This is a genomic window from Mycobacterium shimoidei (assembly GCF_900417275.1).
Classification (GTDB): domain Bacteria; phylum Actinomycetota; class Actinomycetes; order Mycobacteriales; family Mycobacteriaceae; genus Mycobacterium; species Mycobacterium shimoidei.
In genome coordinates, this window is record NZ_UEGW01000001.1 from 2,374,296 (window position 1) to 2,391,858 (window position 17,563).

Consider the following 17,563-nt stretch of genomic DNA (forward strand, 5'->3'; position numbering starts at 1 on the left):
CAGCAAACTTCTGTCTCTGCCTGCGGGAATGGGCTCCTGATGGTGTATGGCGACACCGTACAGCCTTTGCCGTACGGAGCTACTGAAACGGACATACTGAACTGCTGACAGACCCGCGGCTATGGACACAGAAGCTCTGGTGCGGTGGGCTTGCCTGCGCTCGATCAGGTCGGGATTGCGATACGCCAGGGTGCAGAGACGTGCGCGACGCGGATGCGCGGCCCGGCGTGCGCCACCAGCTTCACGATGCCGTCGAAGCGCTCGCCATCAATGATCGGCGACAGCGGCTCGTCGTCGGCCTCGATGATCATCTCCCGGCCGTTGACGTCGCGGACCCCCCGACCCCGGACGCTGCCGCTGGTGAGGGCCGCCGGAAGCTGGACGACGATCTTCGATGGCCGGGTCTCGCCGGCTTGAAAATGCAACAGACCGGCTTGGGCGGCCTTCGGGAACAGCCGAAACGGACCACCGATCCGTAGGTCGATTGCGCCGGCGTGCAGCAGCCGGTGCGTTCGGGTGGGCACCTCCTCGCCGTCGATCACGACGCGGGCATGCGTCGGAGCGAATAGGTGTGTCGCCCAGTTGGGCCGGTGCATGCGGCTGGGGGCCACCTTGTTGCCGATGTAGTCGCCGAACGTGCGGCCGATCACCCGTGCGACTGCCGCCCGGCCATGGTCAGGGTTGGCGTAGTACTTGTCGTAGAACCGGTTACCGACACCTCCGGCGGCCAGGCCGAAGCAGAGGCGGTGAAATGCCGCGCCGTCGGCCGTTTCACCGTCCAGTTGCAAGGTGTCAAGGAACACCTCGGGCGGAGGCCGGTTTTTCTCGGCGGCAGCCGTCAGCGCGCGCACGATCGCGTCGGCGCTTCCGCGTATTCCCGCCTTGCGCGCGACGGCGTTGACGCTGCCACCGTTGGTGGGCACGAACGTCGGCCAGTGTTCGGGATCGGCGACGCGCTGCTCCGTTTCGTTGATCAACCAGTGCAGCGCACCGTCGCCGCCATCGCCCACCAGGTGGCTGACCTGTGGAGCGAGTTGCTCGATGGTCTTGCGGAGTTCGTCGATGGACGCGGTTTCGTGCACCTCGCCCCATCGGCCGACGACGCGCCGAAGGTCCGCCGCGCGATCACCGCGCGCAGCAAGGTTCTTGCGCGCTTTGGGATTGACGATGACGCCTAGATACATCCGCAGGACCCCAGCGTATGCGGGGCGGACAGGTCCGACGCCCAGGGGACCGGGGGAGATTCCGCGCGCATTCCCTGGACGATACCTGCGACGAGCCCGCCGGCGCGGACGCGGACCTGTACCCGGCCGCGGCGGCACGAGTTCATTAGGGTGGCTGCCATGGCTGGTTGGACCGCGGCGGATCTGCCCTCGTTCGCTGGGCGCACCGCCATTGTCACCGGCGCCAACAGCGGACTGGGCGAGGTGACCGCCCGCGAATTGGCTCGGGTCGGTGCGCACGTCATCCTGGCCGTGCGCAACACCGACAAAGGGGAGGCCGCGGCCCGCCGCATGCCCGGGTCCGAAACCGGCCGCGTCGAGGTCCGGGAACTCGACTTGGAAGATTTGTCCTCAGTCCGGGACTTCGCCGACGGGATCGATCACGTCGACGTCCTGATCAACAACGCCGGCATCATGGCCGCCGACTTCGGGCTGACCGTCGACGGGTTCGAGCGCCACATCGGCACCAATCACCTCGGTCACTTCGCTTTGACGAACCTGCTGCTGCCCAAGCTCACCGACCGGGTCGTGACGGTGTCGTCGCTCATGCACATGTTCGGCTACATCAGCATCAAAGACCTGCACTGGCAGTCCCGGCCATACTCGAGGTGGCTGGCGTACAGCCAGTCGAAACTGGCCAACCTGCTGTTCACCAGCGAGCTGCAGCGCCGCTTGAGGGCCGTCGGCAGTTCGCTGCGCGCGCTGGCCGCCCACCCCGGCTGGTCGCACACCAATCTTCAGGGCCAGTCCGGCCACAAGTTGAGCGACGCCGTGGTGATGGGCGTCGACCGTGTGGTATCCACCGATGCTGACTTCGGCGCGCGGCAGACGTTGTACGCGGCGTCGCAGGATCTGCCGGGCAACACCTTCGTCGGCCCACAATTCGCGTTTTATGGCCGCAGCGGGCCGACGTGGCGCAACTGGCCGGCCAAACGGGCGAGCACCGCCACCGCTCTGTGGGATCTGTCGGAGCGGCTCACCGGTGTCAAGTTTCCGCTGTGAGATTTGCCTCGCGATCAACCAGTTTCGTCGTGCGCGCTGCTGCGCACACTGTGGACACTAGAGTTACCGCGAAAGAAACTTTTGGTGATAAAGGTTGCCCGGCTGGCGTCAGCGAGGAGGTCGCTTAATGGCGAATGTGCAGATCGCAGGGCTGTTCGCGCTGTGCGCCGCGCTGGCTGCCGCGATTGGCAGCGTGGTTCGTCAACGGATTGCACAGCAGATCACCGAGGACCGCGTCGGCCACCTGACGCTGTTCGGCATGTTGGTGCGCGACGGTCGGTGGTGGGCGGGTGGCCTGGGAGACGTCGCCAGTTACTGCCTGCTGGCCGCGGCCCTGGACAGAGGCTCGGTCATGTTGGTTACCGCGTTGCAGGTGACGGTGCTGCTGTTCGCGTTGCCCATCTATGCGCGAGTGGCCCGCCATCCGATCAGCCGTCGAGAGTGGGTCTGGGCGATCGTGTTGGCCGCGGCGCTGGCACTGGTCATCAAGGTCGGCGATCCGTCGGCCGGGCATTCCCGCGGCTCGCTGACGGCGTGGATCGTCGTGGCTCTGGTGATGGGCCCGGCATTGGCGCTCTGCGTGCTGGGGGCCCGGATCTGGCAGGACCGTCCGACCTCGGCGGTGCTGCTGGCGGCGGTGTCGGGTTCGTCGCTGGCGCTGTTCGCGGTGCTGACCAAGGGCATCGTCGAGGTGCTGCACCAGGGCGCCATCCACTTGCTGGCTACCCCCGAGCTGTATGCGTGGATACTGGCGGGGGTCGCCGGGATGATCTTTCAGCAGTCCGCGTTCCGGGCCGGTGCGCTCACCGCGTCACTGCCGACGATTACCGTGGCGAAACCCGTGGTCGCTGTGGCGCTGGGGGTCTTCGTACTCAACGAGACGCTCGATGCCAGTGGCCCGGAGTCGATTCTGCTGGCAGCCGCGGTGGTGCTGGTGATCGTCGCAACCGTGGCGTTGGCCCGCGGTGAGGCTGCGAGCATTTCGGCCGGTTCCGGCCGTGACACCGCTATCAAGGTGTACCCGACGGCTCCGTCCAAAGCCTGAGCAGCTGAACTTCCACCTAACCCGGCGTTTCAAGGCCGCGGCGCTTCCTCGCATTCCGGTCCGTCGGGGGGCATCCTGACAACATGGACGCGATCACCGACGTTCCATTGCCCAGCAACGAACCGGTCCACGACTACGCGCCGAATTCACCCGAGCGTGCTCGGCTGAGCGCCGAACTGGCCGCACTGGCCGGCGATCCGATAGACCTGCCGCACGTGATCGGCGGCGAGCACCGCATGGGCAGCGGTGAGCGGATTGACGTCGTGCAGCCACACCGGCACTCCGCCCGCCTGGGCACACTCACCAACGCAGGGCACGCCGAGGCCGCCGCGGCCGTCGAGGCGGCCATGGCGGCTCGGGCACATTGGGCGGCCATGCCGTTCGACGAACGTGCTGCGATCTTTCTACGGGCGGCTGAGCTGTTGGCTGGGCCGTGGCGGGAGAAAATCGCCGCCGCGACCATGCTCGGCCAGTCCAAGAGCGCGTACCAGGCCGAGATCGACGCGCCCTGCGAGCTGATCGACTTCTGGCGGTTCAACGTGGCGTTCGCCCGGCACATCCTGGCGCAACAGCCAATCAGTGGCAACGGCGAATGGAACCGAACCGACTACCGGCCGTTGGACGGATTCGTTTATGCCATAACGCCGTTCAACTTCTCCTCGATCGCCGGCAACCTTCCGACTGCTCCGGCACTGATGGGCAATACGGTGGTCTGGAAGCCGTCGATCACCCAGACCTTGGCCGCCTATCTGACCATGCGGCTACTGGAGGAGGCTGGACTGCCGCCCGGGGTGATCAACCTGGTCACCGGGGATGGTTATGCGGTTTCTGATGTGGCACTTGCTGATTCGCGGCTGGCCGGTATCCACTTCACCGGATCGACCGCAACGTTTCAGCACCTGTGGCGGGAGGTCGGCACCAACATCGAGCGCTACCGCAGCTACCCGCGCCTGGTGGGGGAGACCGGCGGCAAGGACTTTGTGCTCGCCCACGCCTCGGCCCGGCCGGACGTGTTGCGCACCGCCTTGATCCGCGGCGCCTTCGACTACCAGGGTCAGAAGTGCTCGGCGGCGTCGCGCGCGTTCATTGCGCATTCGGTGTGGCAGAAGATGGGTGATGATTTCCTGGCCGCCACCGCCGAGCTGCGGTTTGGTGATATCACCGACTTCACCAACTTCGGCGGTGCGCTGATCGACCAGCGGGCGTTTGTCAAGAACGTCAAAGCCATCGAGAGAGCCAAGAGCGCAGCCGGCCTCACGATCGCCGTCGGCGGTGAATACGACGACAGCGAAGGCTATTTCGTGCGTCCGACGGTGCTGCTGTCCGACGATCCAGGTGACGAGGCGTTTGCAACCGAGTACTTCGGTCCGCTGTTGGCCGTGCACGTCTACCCGGACAACCAATACGAACGGATCCTCGACGTGATCGATACCGGGTCGCGGTATGCGCTCACCGGCGCAGTGATCGCCGAGGACCGCGACGCGGTGCTGACCGCCCAGCGCGGGCTACGGTTCGCGGCGGGGAACTTCTACGTCAACGACAAGCCGACCGGGGCAGTGGTGGGCCGCCAACCATTCGGCGGGTCCCGCGGCTCGGGCACCAATGACAAGGCCGGCTCCGCGCTGAACCTGCTGCGCTGGACCTCGGCGCGCACGATCAAAGAAACCTTCTTGCCGGCTGTCCATCACGAATATCCACACATGTCGGCGGACTGATGTCATCGGGGCGGGGGCGATCGCGAGCGCGGCGAAGCCGGGCGAAGCGGGTCGCCCCCATTGAACCGGGGCGATCGCGGCTGTTCGCCAGCACGGTACGCCCGGCGATTCTGGCGGCGAGCCGCTCCGACAGGTTGCGGCGCACCACCGAGCGGCTATCGGTCACCCGTAAGGTGGTACGCCGGTTCGTACCGGGGGAGACCATCGACTCGGTACTGAATAGCGTTGCAATGTTGCGAGATTCGCACCGCTTCGTCAGCATCGATTATCTCGGTGAGGATGTTACCGACGTTGACGACACCAAAGCCAGGGCAGGCACATACCGTCAACTTCTCAAGGCATTGGGCCAGCGGCCGGACGCCACTCACGAGGGTGTGCGTCCGCTCGAGGTATCCCTCAAGCTTTCGGCGCTGGGTCAGGCATTGGACCGCGACGGCGAAAAGGTCGCGCTGGAAAACGCGCACGCCATTTGCGAGTCTGCCGAGCAAGTCGGGGCCTGGGTAACCGTCGATGCCGAAGACCACACCACCACCGATTCGACACTGTCCATCGTGTCCGAGCTGCGAGCCGACTTTCCCTGGCTGGGAGTTGTGTTGCAGGCCTACCTGCGACGCACCCGCGGCGATTGCGAACAATTCGCGGCCAGCGGGGCCCGAGTCCGGCTGTGCAAGGGCGCCTACGACGAACCCGCGTCGGTCGCCCTGCGTGACGGTGCTGCGGTCACCGACTCGTATCTACAGTGCCTGCGGATACTGATGGTCGGGTCGGGCTACCCGATGGTGGCCACACACGACCCGGCCATCATCAGTGCGGTGCCCACCCTGGCGAACGAATCTGGAAGGGCACCAGGAGATTTCGAATACCAGATGCTGTACGGCATTCGCGACGACGAGCAGCAGCGGCTGGTGCGCGCCGGCAATCAGGTGCGGGTGTACGTGCCGTTCGGCACACACTGGTACGGATATTTCATGCGCCGGCTGGCCGAACGGCCGGCCAACTTGAAGTTCTTCGTGCGCGCGCTGGCCAAGCGCTGAGGGCAAGGTCACCGGTAAGAGGTTGTGTTACTCGAGCGGTGTGGCGCCCTCTGCTTGTTGGGCCAGCGCCTGTGCCAGACGCGCATAGGATGCACTGAGCCTGGACTCCATGAATTTTGCGAAGCCGGGAATGCGCGGTGCGCACGTCACGGTCCAGATGATGCGACACCCGTCCGGGCGATCTTCGACGCGGATGTCACCCCGGTAATCCCTGAGCAACATGTACCACGGGAGCGATGCGACATAGGCATGATGATGTGGACGCGTTCCCCCGACGATCGTGTCGCGTATCACGCTGTGCCCGATGCGCATCCGCCTGACCCCACCCTTTCCGGTGTCAGGCTCTCCGTGCCGCTCCCATGACGCGGCGGACACAGTCGGCATGAAATCTGGCCAACGCTCGACATCCATCAGTAGGTCAAATATCGTCGCAGGCTTCGCGCTCGACAGTTGCTCGACCCGACATGACAACGTCCCGCTCATGCAGGCGAAACGTACCCGGGAGCCGGAGTAGACGTGGTGATTCGGACAATCCCTCACACACGAGCTGCGGCGCGCGGAATCAGCCGATAACGCTTTTCATCAGGCCAGGCGAATATTAAAGTTGGGCCACCCGAAATCACAGCCCAAAGGGGTGGGTCATGACTGCGCCGGTGTGGATGGCCTCTCCGCCGGAGGTGCATTCCGCGCTGCTGAGCAGCGGCCCGGGGTCGGGACCTCTACTGGCGGCCGCAGCAGCGTGGGCCTCGCTCAGTACCGAATACGTCGCCGCGGCCGACGAGCTGAATGAACTGGTGGCCGCAGTGCGGGCCGGCACCTGGGAAGGCTCGGGCGCCGACGCCTACCTGGCCGCTCACGAGCCCTACGTGGCCTGGCTTCTGCAGGCCGGCGCCGACAGCGCAGCGACGGCCGCCCAGCACGAGATCGCGGCCGCAGCCCACACCGCAGCGCTGGCGACGATGCCGACCCTGGCCGAACTGGCCGCCAACCACGCCACCCACGCGGTGCTGGTGGCGACAAATTTCTTCGGGATAAACACCATCCCCATCGCGCTCAACGAGGCCGACTATGTGCGGATGTGGATTCAGGCCGCTACCACGATGACTACCTATCAGGCCGTCTCCACTGCGGCGGTGGCGTCGACGCCGCAGCCGGTTCCGGCGCCGCAAATCCTGAAATCCGCCGCCCAAAGCCCGGTGACCACTAATCCGCTGCGGGGGCTGCTGGATGCGCTCGAGCCCATCCTGAAAAGTCTCGGTATCACCGATGGCCCGCTCGCGCACGACCCGACGGTCTCCAACGCCCTGACTACTTTTGTCGCTCAGATCCTGCACAACTTCGGAATCGATTGGAACCCGGCCGGGGGCACGCTCAACGGCCATGTCTACGACTACTATGCGGATGCCAGCCAGCCGATCTGGTATCTGGCGCGAACCCTCGAACTGTTCGAGAACTCTCTGCAGTTGTCGCAGAATCCGACACAGGCATTGCAATATGTAGCCGCGCTGGCGTTGTTCGACTGGCCTACCCACATCGCCCAGCTGACAACCACAGTGAGCCAGTCGCCGCAGCTGCTGGCTGCCGCGGCGATGGCCGGTGCCCTGCCCGCCTCGGCCGGATCCGCACCGGGTCTCGCCGGGCTGGCCGGGCTGGCCGGCTTGCCACAACCGGGTGGCATGCCGGCGCCGGCGCCGGAGCCCGTTGCGCTCGACGGCTGGCCTCCAGCGGGGACAGGTCCGACTTTCGGGGCGGCGTCCGCCGCGGCCGGCTCGGCGCCCGCTGCGGCACCCGCGTCGACGGTGAGCAGCGTTGCCGCTCCGGCGCCACCGCCGTCGGCGATGCCGGCGAGCGGGGCCGGCTTCGTCCCGCCTTACGTGGTGGCGCCACCCGGCATCGGCTTCGGCTCGGGCCTGGGTTCCTCCGCCAGTTCCAGCGCCAAACGAAAGACGCCCGAGCCGGATAGCGCCGCGGCTGCGTCGCGGGCGTCGACACGAAGGCAGGCGCGCGCCCGCCGGCGTCAGCGCAAGCGCCTGCCCGGCTACGGTGAGCAGTTCATGCCGATGCATGTCGACGCCGAACCAGACTGGGGCGCAACCGAAGACGAACCAGCTGGCGCGACGCACTCCGATTGCGGCGCGGGTTCATTGGGACTCGCTGGAATGCACGCCCCAGCAGGGCTGGTCACGCAGGCCGATGATTGTTTCGACACCGGCACGGCGGTGCCGATGTTGCCCGCCAGCTGGGACCGCAACTACTGACGTAGCTTGTGCCACAACCGAAGTGGCAGCAGTCCGAGCATTGGTGCCCGCTTGTCCAAGTCGCCGGTGCGGTCGAACGCCGCGGCGTAGCGGATCGCTTGTTCGGCGGTGTCATAGGTCTTGTGGCCACCGGCTTGACCGCAGCCACGCGCGCACTCCCAATGCATGGTTTGGCCGTCGGCGTGAAAACGTAGCCGGTGCCCCATCAGCCGGCATGCCCAACGGCCGGCCGTCATGAGCTGTCCGCGGTAGTCAGCGGCACCGCGAGATCTTCCAGTCGCTGACCTTCGGCCTTGACGCCCAGGATCAGTTCGGTCACTCCCCCGATCGCCATGACTGCGGCGCCGATCAGAAACGACAGCGCGGCCAGCTGCCGGCTTCCGGATTCGATCAGTTGACCGAACAGCAACGGTCCGCTGATGCCACCGATGGCAGTGCCAACGGCATAGAAGAACGCGATGGCCAGGGCACGGGTTTCCATCGGAAAGATTTCGCTGACGGTCAGGTAGGCCGCACTGGCACCCGAACCCGCCAGGAAGAAACACGCCATGAGTACACCCAAAAACGTCCAGACACCGCCGAATTGGCTCACCAAGATGCCGGCCAGCACGACCGCCACCACGGCGGAACCAAGGTAGGTCAGCGAGATCATCGGTTTTCGTCCGACCGTGTCGAACAGTGGGCCGAGCAGCACCGGGCCCGCGAAGTTGGACAGTGCCCACAAGATGAAAAACACCGGGACTGTGCCGGAGGCGACCGAGTAGAAACCGCTCAACATGGTGCCGAGGTTGAAGGTGACGCCGTTGTACATGAACGCCTGCCCGATGAACAGCGCCAGACAAAGGATCGCGCGGCGCGGATAGAGCGTGAAGGCCACCTTGGCAATCTCCCGGAACGGGATCGACTTGCGCTGGCGGATCGTCAACGATCCCTCCGGCTTCGGCAAGGGTTGCCGGGTTTCCCCCTCGATGCCGGCCTCGATGCCGTCGACGATGCGCTCGGCTTCGTCTTGCCGGCCGTGAATGAAGAGCCAGCGCGGGCTTTCCGGAACGCTGCGGCGCACCAGCAGCACCGCCAACCCGAACACCGCTCCGATACCGAACGAGATCCGCCAGCCGATGTTCATCGGGAAGATGGCCGTGTTCAGCAAGACGAGGGCGCCGGCGGCACCGGCGGCCGATCCGAGCCAGTAGGAGCCGTTGATCGCCAGATCGACGCGTCCCCGGGCCCTTGCAGGGATCAGCTCGTCGACGGCGGAGTTGATTGCGGCGTACTCGCCGCCGATACCCGTGCCCGCGAAGAACCTCGCCACGAAGAAGTACCAGGGGGCGAAGGCCAGGGCAGTCGCCGCGGTGGCCGCAAGGTAGATCGCCAACGTGGCGATGAACAGCTTCTTGCGGCCGAATCGGTCGGTGAGCTGACCGAAGAACAGCGCGCCCGAGCAGGCGCCGGCGATATAGCAGGCCGCCGCGACGCCAATCTGTGCCGCACTGATGTCGATGCCGCTGTCGTGCTGGACCAACCGGGCTGCGACATTGCCGACCATGGTGACTTCCAGGCCGTCCAGAATCCAGACGCCGCCCAAGCCGACGACCACCCGCCAGTGGAACCGCGACCACGGCAGCCGGTCCAGGCGGGCCGGGACCTGCGTGGTGATAGTCGCTGTTTCTACGCCCGAGCTCATCGCAACCTTTCGTGAGTGTGCCCCGCACATACCCACACCGGCTCGACGGTATGCCAAACAGGTTTGCGGCTTGATGGCAGGCTGATACTCATGGCTGTCTTTCAACCCGTCGAGCGCCCGCGCCGATCCGGTGCGCCGTCCTTGCCCCTGGCGCTGACCGACCCCGCGCGTGCGGCGGTCGAGTTCGGCCTGCTGCTCTCGTCGCTGCCGCTGCGACGCGCCTTGCCGGCCGGGGACGGACACCCGGTGCTGGTGCTGCCGGGTCTGCTGGCCGACGACATCTCGACATTGGCATTGCGCCGGATTCTGCGCGGTCTGGGGTACCGGGTGCACGGCTGGCGGCTCGGCCGAAACATCGGTCCGACGCCTCAAGCGGTCGCCGGGATGGGTGACCGGTTACGTGACTTGCACACCCGCTACGGCAGCCCCGTCAGCGTGATCGGCTGGAGTCTCGGCGGCATCTACGCGCGGGGGATGGCCCGGCGCCGGCCGTCGTCTGTGCGCCAGGTGATCACCCTGGGCAGCCCATTTCGCTTAGCGGATCGAAACCAAACCCGTGCCAGTGCGGCCTTCAACCGCTTCTCACACCTGCACGTCGACCGGGGTGCCGCGCCGCTGGATCTGGAAACCGAGCCGTTGCCGGTCCCGGCGACCTCGATCTACTCCCGCTACGACGGAGTGGTCGCCTGGCAGGCGTGCCTGGATCTTCGTTCCCCCCAAGCCGAGAACATCGCGGTGATGGGCAGCCACTTCGGCTACGGCCACAACCCGGCGGTGGTGTGGGCGGTCGCTGACCGGCTGGCGCAGCCCAGCGGCGAGTGGGCACCGTTTAAGCCGCCGGCCGCGCTGCGCCCGCTGTTTCCGCGACCCGATCTGCCACCCGACCAACGCGAACCTGGATCCGAGTTACCTAGCTCGACAGCGGGCTGACCTGTTCCGAGTGTGAATCCTTGGCGCCCAGAGTGAACCCAGGGCGGGAAAATCGCGGCGCATTCACGCTGAGCCGAGTCGCTAGGATCCGACCGCTCGCCGCGGCCGCGGGCGTTCGGTGGCGAATCCACGGACCGCGTGCGCGCGCACAAACTCGGCGACCACGTCGGGGTCGTCCATATTCAGCGTCGATGACGGTGTGCTGAACAGCGAGAACAAGATTCGAGCAAACCATTCACCCGCAGCCTCGACGTCGAGGTCTTTGCGAACCTCACCGGTCAGCTTGACCGCGTTGAGGTAGGGCGCGAAGAAGTCGACGCATTCGCGCAGCAACACCGCAGCGTCCTTGGTGAGCAGCACGCTGATCGCGACTTCGTCGAAGTACTCCTCGGAGGCGATGGCACGTCGGGCTTGCGTCACGAATACCGCTGCGCGACTCAATCTTTCTTCTAAAGATGTGCCTCGGTCCATTGCCTGCGACATCTGCCGGTAGAAGCTCGCAGAGGCATGCTCAGCGCACGCTTCGACGATTGCGGCCTTGTCGCTGAAGTATTCGTAGACCGTGCTGCGGGATACGCCCGCGTGCCTGGCGATGTCGACGATCGTCGTCTTCTGCAGTCCTTGCCGGCGGAAACACGCGTAGGCCGATTCGACGATGAGTTCGCGGGTATCGGTCGCGTGGGTCAACGCACGAGCCTGGGTCGTCACGGGATCAACGCACCTCGCGGCACTACGCCGGCATTGGCGGATTCGAAAGCGGCGCCGACATCGGCCAGGTGGAACGGTTTGGGCATCAAGCGGCCGAACGGAAAGCTGGTGCGCTGCAGAAAATCGAGACCGACGGCCAAGGTCACCGGGTCGTAGAGCATCACGCCGCGCACCGATTTGTTACCGTAGACCAGCACGCTGGGGTCGAGTTCGAACGTGCGGCCGGTTCCGATGTTGCCGACTTCGAGCAGCGTGCCACCGTGGTTGAGGAATCCGAGGCCGTCGGGAATGACGCCTGGTACACCGACAACTTCCAGCACCCAGTCGGCACCGATTCCACCCGTACGCTTGTGGATCTGCTCGGTGATTTGTGCGGTCGACATGTCGGCGGCATTGATGCAGTGCGTGGCACCGAAGTCCGACGCAACGTCAAGTCGCTCGGAAATCTTGTCGATCACGATGACCTCCGCTGCGCCCGCGGTGCGCGCGACGGCGGCGGCGTTGATGCCGAGTCCGCCCGCACCCTGGATGACCACGGTGTCACCCAGCCGCACGTCACGCAGCGCGAACAGCACTTGGGCCAGCGCACAATTGAGCGGCGTCACGGCTTCGTCGGGAAGATCCTCCGGCACCTTGTACAACGGTTGGCGGCGCGTGGTGTAGTAGTACTCGCCATGCGCGCCGACGAAATGCGGAGCCTGGTCGTGAGTGCGGAACTCGCCTGCCATCAGGTTCTGGCAGGCATGCGGCCTGCCACGTGCGCATGCGCGGCATTGGCCGCACGTCCAGAAATACGGCGTGACAACACGATCACCCACCGCAAGCGGCTCGCCGGTCGCATCGGTGGTCAACCCCTCGCCGAGTTCTGCTATCTCGCCGACCATCTCGTGGCCCATCGCGAACGGGTAGAACAACGGGAGCTCACCGCGGAGTATGTGTAGGTCGGATCCACAGATTCCGGCCATCCGCAATTTCAGTGCTGCGGTGCCCGGCGCCGGCGTTGTCAGCGGAAACTCGGCCAGTTCGATCGGTCCGCCCACCGCGGTCAACAGCGCGAGCTTGGGCATGATCGTCCCCTGTCTAACTGGCCGGTGCGAGAATCAATCCACTGGTCGGCACGCCGGTGCCCGACGTGACCAGTACGTGCTCAACGTTGTCGACTTGGTTGTACGAGGTACCACGTACCTGACGCACACCCTCGGTAATGCCGTTCATGCCGTGGATGTAGGCCTCGCCCAGCAGTCCGCCGTTGGTGTTGATCGGCAGCTCCCCGCCCAGCGACAGCCGCTCGACCGTGGCGAAGTCCTTGGCCTCACCGCGCCCGCAGAATCCCAGTTCCTCGAGCTGGGTGAACACGAACGGCGTGAAATGGTCGTAGATGAAGGCGGTTTGGATGTCTTGCGGCTTTAGTCCTGAATCGCGCCACAGCCGCTCGGCGACCACGCCCATCTCGGGGAGCCCGGTGATGTCCTCGCGGTAGTAGCTGGTCATCATTTCACCGTTCGCGGCCGCGCCTTGCGCGGCGGCGGTGATGATTGCCGGTGGCTGGCGCAGGTCGCGGGCGCGTTCGGCGCTGGTCACCACCAGCGCGACACCGCCGTCGCTTTCCTGACAGCAATCCAGTAGTCGTAGTACGGGTTCGATGATCCAGCGGGAATTCTGGTGATCCGCCAGCGTTATCGGCCGCTGGTAGAACCAGGCGTCGGGATTGTTGGCCGCATGCGCGCGGTCCACGACGGCGATCCGGCCGAAGTCCTCGTTGGTGACTCCATAGGTGGACATGTAGCGCTGCGCATGCATCGCGACCCACGCTGCAGGAGTGAGCAATCCGAATGGCGCGTAGTGGGCCATGAACAACGGGGTTTCGGCGCTGGTGCGTCCGCTGCCGCCGAATCGGAACCCGGACCGTTCGTTGAAGGCACGCCAGCACACCACCACTTCGGCGACACCGGTCGCGACCGCCATCGCCGCATGCAGCACGGTGCCCGCTGCCGCACCGCCGCCATGATGGACGCGGCTGAAAAAGCTCAGGTCGCCGATGCCCACATTGCGGGCGATGTCGATCTCGTCGCTGGCGTCCATGGTGAACGTGACCATGCCGTCGACGTCGCTGGGCGCCAGGCCGGCGTCGTCGAGCGCGGCGCTGACCGCCTCGCACGCCAATTGCAGCTCGCTGCGCCCGGATTCCTTGGAAAACTCGGTCTGGCCGATCCCGACGATGGCCGTGGTTCCTGGCAGCGAGCGGCTCATTCGCCGACTCCGTCCAGCAGGCTCAGCACCGCCGTGCCCGACACATGATCGCCAAGGCTGTTGGCGCCTTTGAAGGTTACTTCGACGAATCCTTCACCGTCACGGCCCTCCGTTTTGCCGGTCACGCTGCCGGTGAAGCGCAGCGGATCGTCGGGAAAGCACGGCACACCGAGACGGATCGACAATTTCTTGACCATCGCTTCGGGTCCCGCCCAGTCGGTGAGGAAGCGCACGCAGTAGCCGTTGGTGGTCAGGATGTTCATGAACAGGTTGGGTGAGCCCTGCTTGTTCGCGTAGTCACGGTCGTGGTGCACCGGCATGAAGTCACGCGAGGCGATCGCGCCTGCGACGATCATTGTTGTGGTGACCGGGATTTCGAGGGGAGTCACCTCGTCGCCCATCTCGATGTCGCGCCACTGCAGAGTTGTGGTGCGTGCTTTGGCGGTCGTCATGGCTGTCCTTCCGGGTATGTGCTGCCCAGCCGGGCGAGCTGGAAAGAGGCGGGACCGAGGGCGAGTTCGTTGTGCTTGGCCCACAAGAAGTAGCGGTGCAGAGGGTACGTGGTGTCGATCCCAATGCCGCCGTGCACCTGCTGGGCGGTCGCCACCACCCGAGCACCGCCTTCGGCGGCCCAGAACTTGGCGATGCGTGCTGCCCGCTCGGCGGGCCGGCCCTCGCTGATCAGCCAGGCCGCATGCCAGGTCGTCCACCGCATCGCCTCGACATCGATGAACGCGTCGGCCATCCGTTGCTGCGCCGCCTGGAAGCTGCCGATCGGGCGACCGAACTGCTCACGGCCGGTGGTGTAGGCGGCGGCGATGCGCAACGCCCGGTCCGCGACGCCGAGTTGGAGTGCGCACAACGCGACCAGTGCCCGGGTGCACAGCGACTCGATCGGCCCGGCGCCGGCGAGTCTGTCAGCATCGGAAACTGTTGCGCCGGTTAAGAAGACGTCGGCATGCGGTTCACGGCTGGTGGTGCTCGCGGGCCGGATCTCGACACCCGCGGCGTCGGTGGCCAGCAGGAACAGACCGACCTCACCGTCCGCTGTCGAAGCGGGGATCAGGACGGTGTCGGCGAGCTGGGCGGCCGGCACCAGCTCTTTGACTCCGTCGAGGCGCCAATTGCCGCCGTCGCGTCGTGCGGTGGTCATCGGAGTGGCCGGGTCGGAGCGGCCCGGTTCGGCCAGCCCCGCGGTCAGGATGCGGCTTCCGGTGACGACGCCCGGCAGGAAGCGTTGCTGTTGGTCGGGATTGCCATGCCGTGCAATGGGATCCGCGCCCAGCACCAGCGTGGCATAGGCCGGTACCGGCGCGACGGCCCAGCCGACCTCGGCCAGCAGCACACCGAGCTCCAGAAAGCCACCGCCGTTGCCGCCCGCTGACTCCGGCAGTGCAACACCTAACAGGTCGGATTCGGCGAGTTCCTGCCACAGTTCGGCGTCGTAGCGAACCTCTTTGGACTCGAGCTCCGTCAACCGTTCGGGTGTGGCCCGGTGCTCGAAGAGATCGCGCGCGAGCTTAGCGATTGTCTCTTGCTCTTCGGTGAACGTGAAATCCATCCGCAGTGCCTAGCCCTTCGGCCGGAATTGGTGTAGGACAAGGTCGTTGTCGAAAGTTTGGTAGTACACCTCCACCGGCATCCCCACCGTGATGTCGGCCGGCTCGACGTCGGTCAGATTGGACACCAGCCGTACACCTTCTTCGAGTTCCACCAGCACGACGACGTAGGGGTAGTCGAAGAACGGAAACTTGGGTTCATGTGGCATCACGTAGCTGTACACCCTGCCGCGGCCCGATGACTCGACGGTGTTCCAGTCCAGCGAGCGGCAGTTGGGGCACATGGGGCGCGGCGGGTGGCGCAACTGCCCACATCCGCTGCAGCGTTGGATCAGAAGTTTGTTCTCCCGCAGCCCGTTCCAGAAGAACTCGGTGTCGGCGGTGATCGCCGGTGCAAGTCGTGTCGCCATCAGCGCTCCGGCCTGAATCGCAGAACCCGGAATCGCTGGCGTCCCAGAACCTCGCCGTTCTGATCGGTGTAGGTCGTCAGCCAGGTCAAAAAGAAGCCGGTACCCAGAGCCGTCTTCTTTTCGTCGGACACCGATTCGTACACCGTCGTCGCGCTGATGACGTCGCCCAGTCGCGGGTAGCGCTCGATCTCGAACTCCGAGTTGGTCGCCACCGTGCCGGTGTAGCCCGCATCATCTAAGAATTCGGTTGGGTTGTTCGTGATTTCGACGGGTGCGCCGCCACGTTCGCCGATGCCCTCCAATATCGGCGACGGCATCGTCCAGGTCTGCAGCATGACCGGAGGTGAGACGATCCCGCCGAACCGCGACTTGGCGGCGAACTCCGGGTCGATGTAGACGGGGTTCATGTCCGCCAACGCGTACGCCCAATGCCGGATCATCGGCTGGTTGACCGGATCTGGTGCCACCGAAGGCTTCCCGCTACCGGTCGGCTGACCGACGAGGGCCCGCACCTTGGCGGCGATGGTTTCTGAGTCGGTCACTTCAGGCTGTCCTCCTAATTTCCGCTTGTGCGAAGGTCACGGGGGGCCCGGGGCATGCCCAATCCGGCCATGGCGATGATGTCCCGCTGGATTTCGTTGGCGCCGCCGCCGAAGGTGTTGATGACGGCGAACCGGTACGCGGACTCCAACGCGCCGCGCAGGGGAGCGTCGGTTCCACAGCGCACGCCGCTGCCGTCGAGCACCTCCAGCAACTGACGGGCCACCTGCTGGGTCAGTTCGGTTCCGAAAACCTTGGCCGCCGAGGCTTCTGCCATCGCGAGCACGCCTTTGGTCATTGCGGCATTCACCCGCAGGTTGATGAGTTTGTATGCGGCAACTTGCGCCTCGACGCGGGCGAGAACGAGCTGCACCCACGGCTGGTCGATGACACGCTGGCCGTCGACCTCGGTGGCTTTGGCCCACTCCAGTGTCTTTTCGAACAGCGGCTCCAGTGCGCCCAGATTCCCCATTGCGGCACGCTCGAAGTTCAACTGGGTGGTGATGAGGCTCCAGCCGTCGTTCTCGGCACCGACCATCGCCGACGCCGGTACCCGCACGTCGTCGTAGAACGTGTAGAACGTGGAGATACCCGGCATAGTGTGCAGCGGTTTCCAGGAAAAGCCCGGCGACGACGTCGGCACGATGAAGATCGAGATGCCTTTGTGCTTCTTGGCGTTCGGATCGGTGCGCGCGGCCAGCCAGATGTAGTCGGCGTAGGCGGCGCCGCTGGTGAACATTTTCTGACCGTTGATCACATAGTGGTCGCCGTCGCGGACCGCGGTGGTGCGTAGCGACGCCAGGTCGCTGCCCGCATCCGGTTCGGAGTAGCCGATCGCGAACTCGACGCTGCCGTCCAAGATTGCCGGCAAGAATTTCCGCTTTTGCTCCTCGGTGCCGCACTGCATCAGTGTCGGGCCGACGGTGTTGAGGGTCACCAGTGGGATCGGTGCGTTGACCCGTCTGGCCTCCTCGGAGAAGATGAATTGCTCGATCGCCGAGAATCCTCGTCCGCCATATTCTTTGGGCCACCCAACGCCGAGCAGGTTGGCGGCAGCCAGGGCGCGTATTGTTTCGCGGGCTTCGGGCGCGCCTTCCAGCGTCTGGCTGACCGCTGCGCTGCGTTCGGGCGTCATCACCTGTTCCAGCGCGGCGCGGATCTCGGCGCGCAGGCGCTCCTGCTCGGGTGTGTACTCCAGATGCATC

The 17,563-nt window shown here is 65.5% G+C and carries 18 protein-coding genes; 6 read left to right on the plus strand and 12 right to left on the minus strand.

The features are described 5' to 3' along the window. Positions 1-164: 164 nt before the first annotated feature. Positions 165-1,184, minus strand: coding sequence for a diacylglycerol/lipid kinase family protein (locus tag MSP7336_RS11700; protein ID WP_069398177.1), 1,020 nt, complete (start codon positions 1,182-1,184; stop codon positions 165-167). A gap of 159 nt (positions 1,185-1,343) precedes the next feature. Between MSP7336_RS11700 and MSP7336_RS11705 the strand changes: the two genes are divergently transcribed. The 4 genes from MSP7336_RS11705 (at position 1,344) to MSP7336_RS11720 (ending at position 6,019) form a co-directional block, all read left to right on the plus strand. Next, positions 1,344-2,225 carry an oxidoreductase gene (locus tag MSP7336_RS11705; RefSeq protein WP_069398176.1) on the plus strand — a complete coding sequence of 294 codons (882 nt, stop codon included), beginning with the start codon at positions 1,344-1,346 and terminating at the stop codon, positions 2,223-2,225. Positions 2,226-2,352: 127 nt separating this feature from the next. Continuing rightward, positions 2,353-3,270, plus strand: a complete 918-nt coding sequence (locus tag MSP7336_RS11710; RefSeq protein WP_069398175.1) for a DMT family transporter — start codon at positions 2,353-2,355, stop codon at positions 3,268-3,270. 83 nt (positions 3,271-3,353) lie between these two features. After that, the gene (gene pruA / locus MSP7336_RS11715; RefSeq protein ID WP_113963758.1) at positions 3,354-4,985 is read left to right on the plus strand and encodes an L-glutamate gamma-semialdehyde dehydrogenase; all 1,632 of its coding nucleotides are present in this window, start codon (positions 3,354-3,356) and stop codon (positions 4,983-4,985) included. Positions 4,986-5,065: 80 nt separating this feature from the next. Further along, entirely contained in the window at positions 5,066-6,019 is a 954-nt protein-coding gene (locus tag MSP7336_RS11720; RefSeq protein WP_069398182.1) for a proline dehydrogenase family protein, read from the plus strand. A 27-nt stretch (positions 6,020-6,046) separates the two neighbouring features. On the opposite strand, the gene MSP7336_RS11725 is transcribed toward MSP7336_RS11720, so the two are convergent. Beyond that, positions 6,047-6,502, minus strand: coding sequence for an SRPBCC family protein (locus tag MSP7336_RS11725; RefSeq protein WP_085178708.1), 456 nt, complete (start codon positions 6,500-6,502; stop codon positions 6,047-6,049). A gap of 158 nt (positions 6,503-6,660) precedes the next feature. Between MSP7336_RS11725 and MSP7336_RS11730 the strand changes: the two genes are divergently transcribed. Next, positions 6,661-8,277, plus strand: coding sequence for a PPE domain-containing protein (locus tag MSP7336_RS11730; RefSeq protein WP_069395568.1), 1,617 nt, complete (start codon positions 6,661-6,663; stop codon positions 8,275-8,277). Here MSP7336_RS11730 and MSP7336_RS11735 read toward each other — a convergent pair. Together MSP7336_RS11735 and MSP7336_RS11740 are read right to left on the minus strand one after the other, a co-directional pair. After that, a complete protein-coding gene (locus MSP7336_RS11735; RefSeq protein ID WP_069395567.1) occupies positions 8,271-8,513 on the minus strand; it encodes a hypothetical protein in 243 nt (80 codons plus the stop codon). The genes MSP7336_RS11730 and MSP7336_RS11735 overlap by 7 nt on opposite strands. Beyond that, a complete protein-coding gene (locus MSP7336_RS11740; RefSeq protein ID WP_113963760.1) occupies positions 8,510-9,961 on the minus strand; it encodes an MFS transporter in 1,452 nt (483 codons plus the stop codon). Before MSP7336_RS11740 ends, MSP7336_RS11735 begins: the two co-directional genes overlap by 4 nt. A gap of 84 nt (positions 9,962-10,045) precedes the next feature. Here MSP7336_RS11740 and MSP7336_RS11745 point away from each other — a divergent pair, with 84 nt between their 5' ends. Continuing rightward, on the plus strand, positions 10,046-10,891 hold the full coding sequence (locus tag MSP7336_RS11745) for an esterase/lipase family protein (RefSeq protein ID WP_181786974.1): 846 nt from the start codon (positions 10,046-10,048) through the stop codon (positions 10,889-10,891). Between the two features lie 81 nt (positions 10,892-10,972). Here MSP7336_RS11745 and MSP7336_RS11750 read toward each other — a convergent pair whose 3' ends face one another. Genes MSP7336_RS11750 through MSP7336_RS11785 form a run of 8 tightly spaced genes read right to left on the minus strand, consistent with a single transcriptional unit; the run spans position 10,973 to position 17,562 of the window. Next, positions 10,973-11,599, minus strand: a complete 627-nt coding sequence (locus MSP7336_RS11750; protein ID WP_069395564.1) for a TetR/AcrR family transcriptional regulator — start codon at positions 11,597-11,599, stop codon at positions 10,973-10,975. Next, complete coding sequence (locus MSP7336_RS11755; RefSeq protein WP_113963761.1) at positions 11,596-12,666, minus strand: zinc-binding dehydrogenase; 1,071 nt, start codon at positions 12,664-12,666, stop codon at positions 11,596-11,598. Before MSP7336_RS11755 ends, MSP7336_RS11750 begins: the two co-directional genes overlap by 4 nt. A 13-nt stretch (positions 12,667-12,679) precedes the next feature. Further along, a complete protein-coding gene (locus MSP7336_RS11760; protein WP_069395562.1) occupies positions 12,680-13,849 on the minus strand; it encodes a lipid-transfer protein in 1,170 nt (389 codons plus the stop codon). Continuing rightward, the gene (locus tag MSP7336_RS11765) at positions 13,846-14,301 is read right to left on the minus strand and encodes a MaoC family dehydratase (protein ID WP_069395561.1); all 456 of its coding nucleotides are present in this window, start codon (positions 14,299-14,301) and stop codon (positions 13,846-13,848) included. Before MSP7336_RS11765 ends, MSP7336_RS11760 begins: the two co-directional genes overlap by 4 nt. Beyond that, positions 14,298-15,410, minus strand: a complete 1,113-nt coding sequence (locus MSP7336_RS11770) for an acyl-CoA dehydrogenase family protein (RefSeq protein ID WP_113963762.1) — start codon at positions 15,408-15,410, stop codon at positions 14,298-14,300. Before MSP7336_RS11770 ends, MSP7336_RS11765 begins: the two co-directional genes overlap by 4 nt. Before the next feature lie 9 nt (positions 15,411-15,419). Then, on the minus strand, positions 15,420-15,818 hold the full coding sequence (locus tag MSP7336_RS11775) for a Zn-ribbon domain-containing OB-fold protein (protein WP_069395559.1): 399 nt from the start codon (positions 15,816-15,818) through the stop codon (positions 15,420-15,422). Then, positions 15,818-16,360 (minus strand): FAS1-like dehydratase domain-containing protein, encoded by a 543-nt coding sequence (locus MSP7336_RS11780; protein ID WP_069395558.1) that lies wholly within the window; start codon positions 16,358-16,360, stop codon positions 15,818-15,820. The genes MSP7336_RS11775 and MSP7336_RS11780 overlap by 1 nt, the downstream gene beginning before the upstream one ends. Before the next feature lie 14 nt (positions 16,361-16,374). Further along, entirely contained in the window at positions 16,375-17,562 is a 1,188-nt protein-coding gene (locus MSP7336_RS11785) for an acyl-CoA dehydrogenase family protein (protein WP_069395557.1), read from the minus strand. Between the last annotated feature and the right edge of the window lies 1 nt (position 17,563).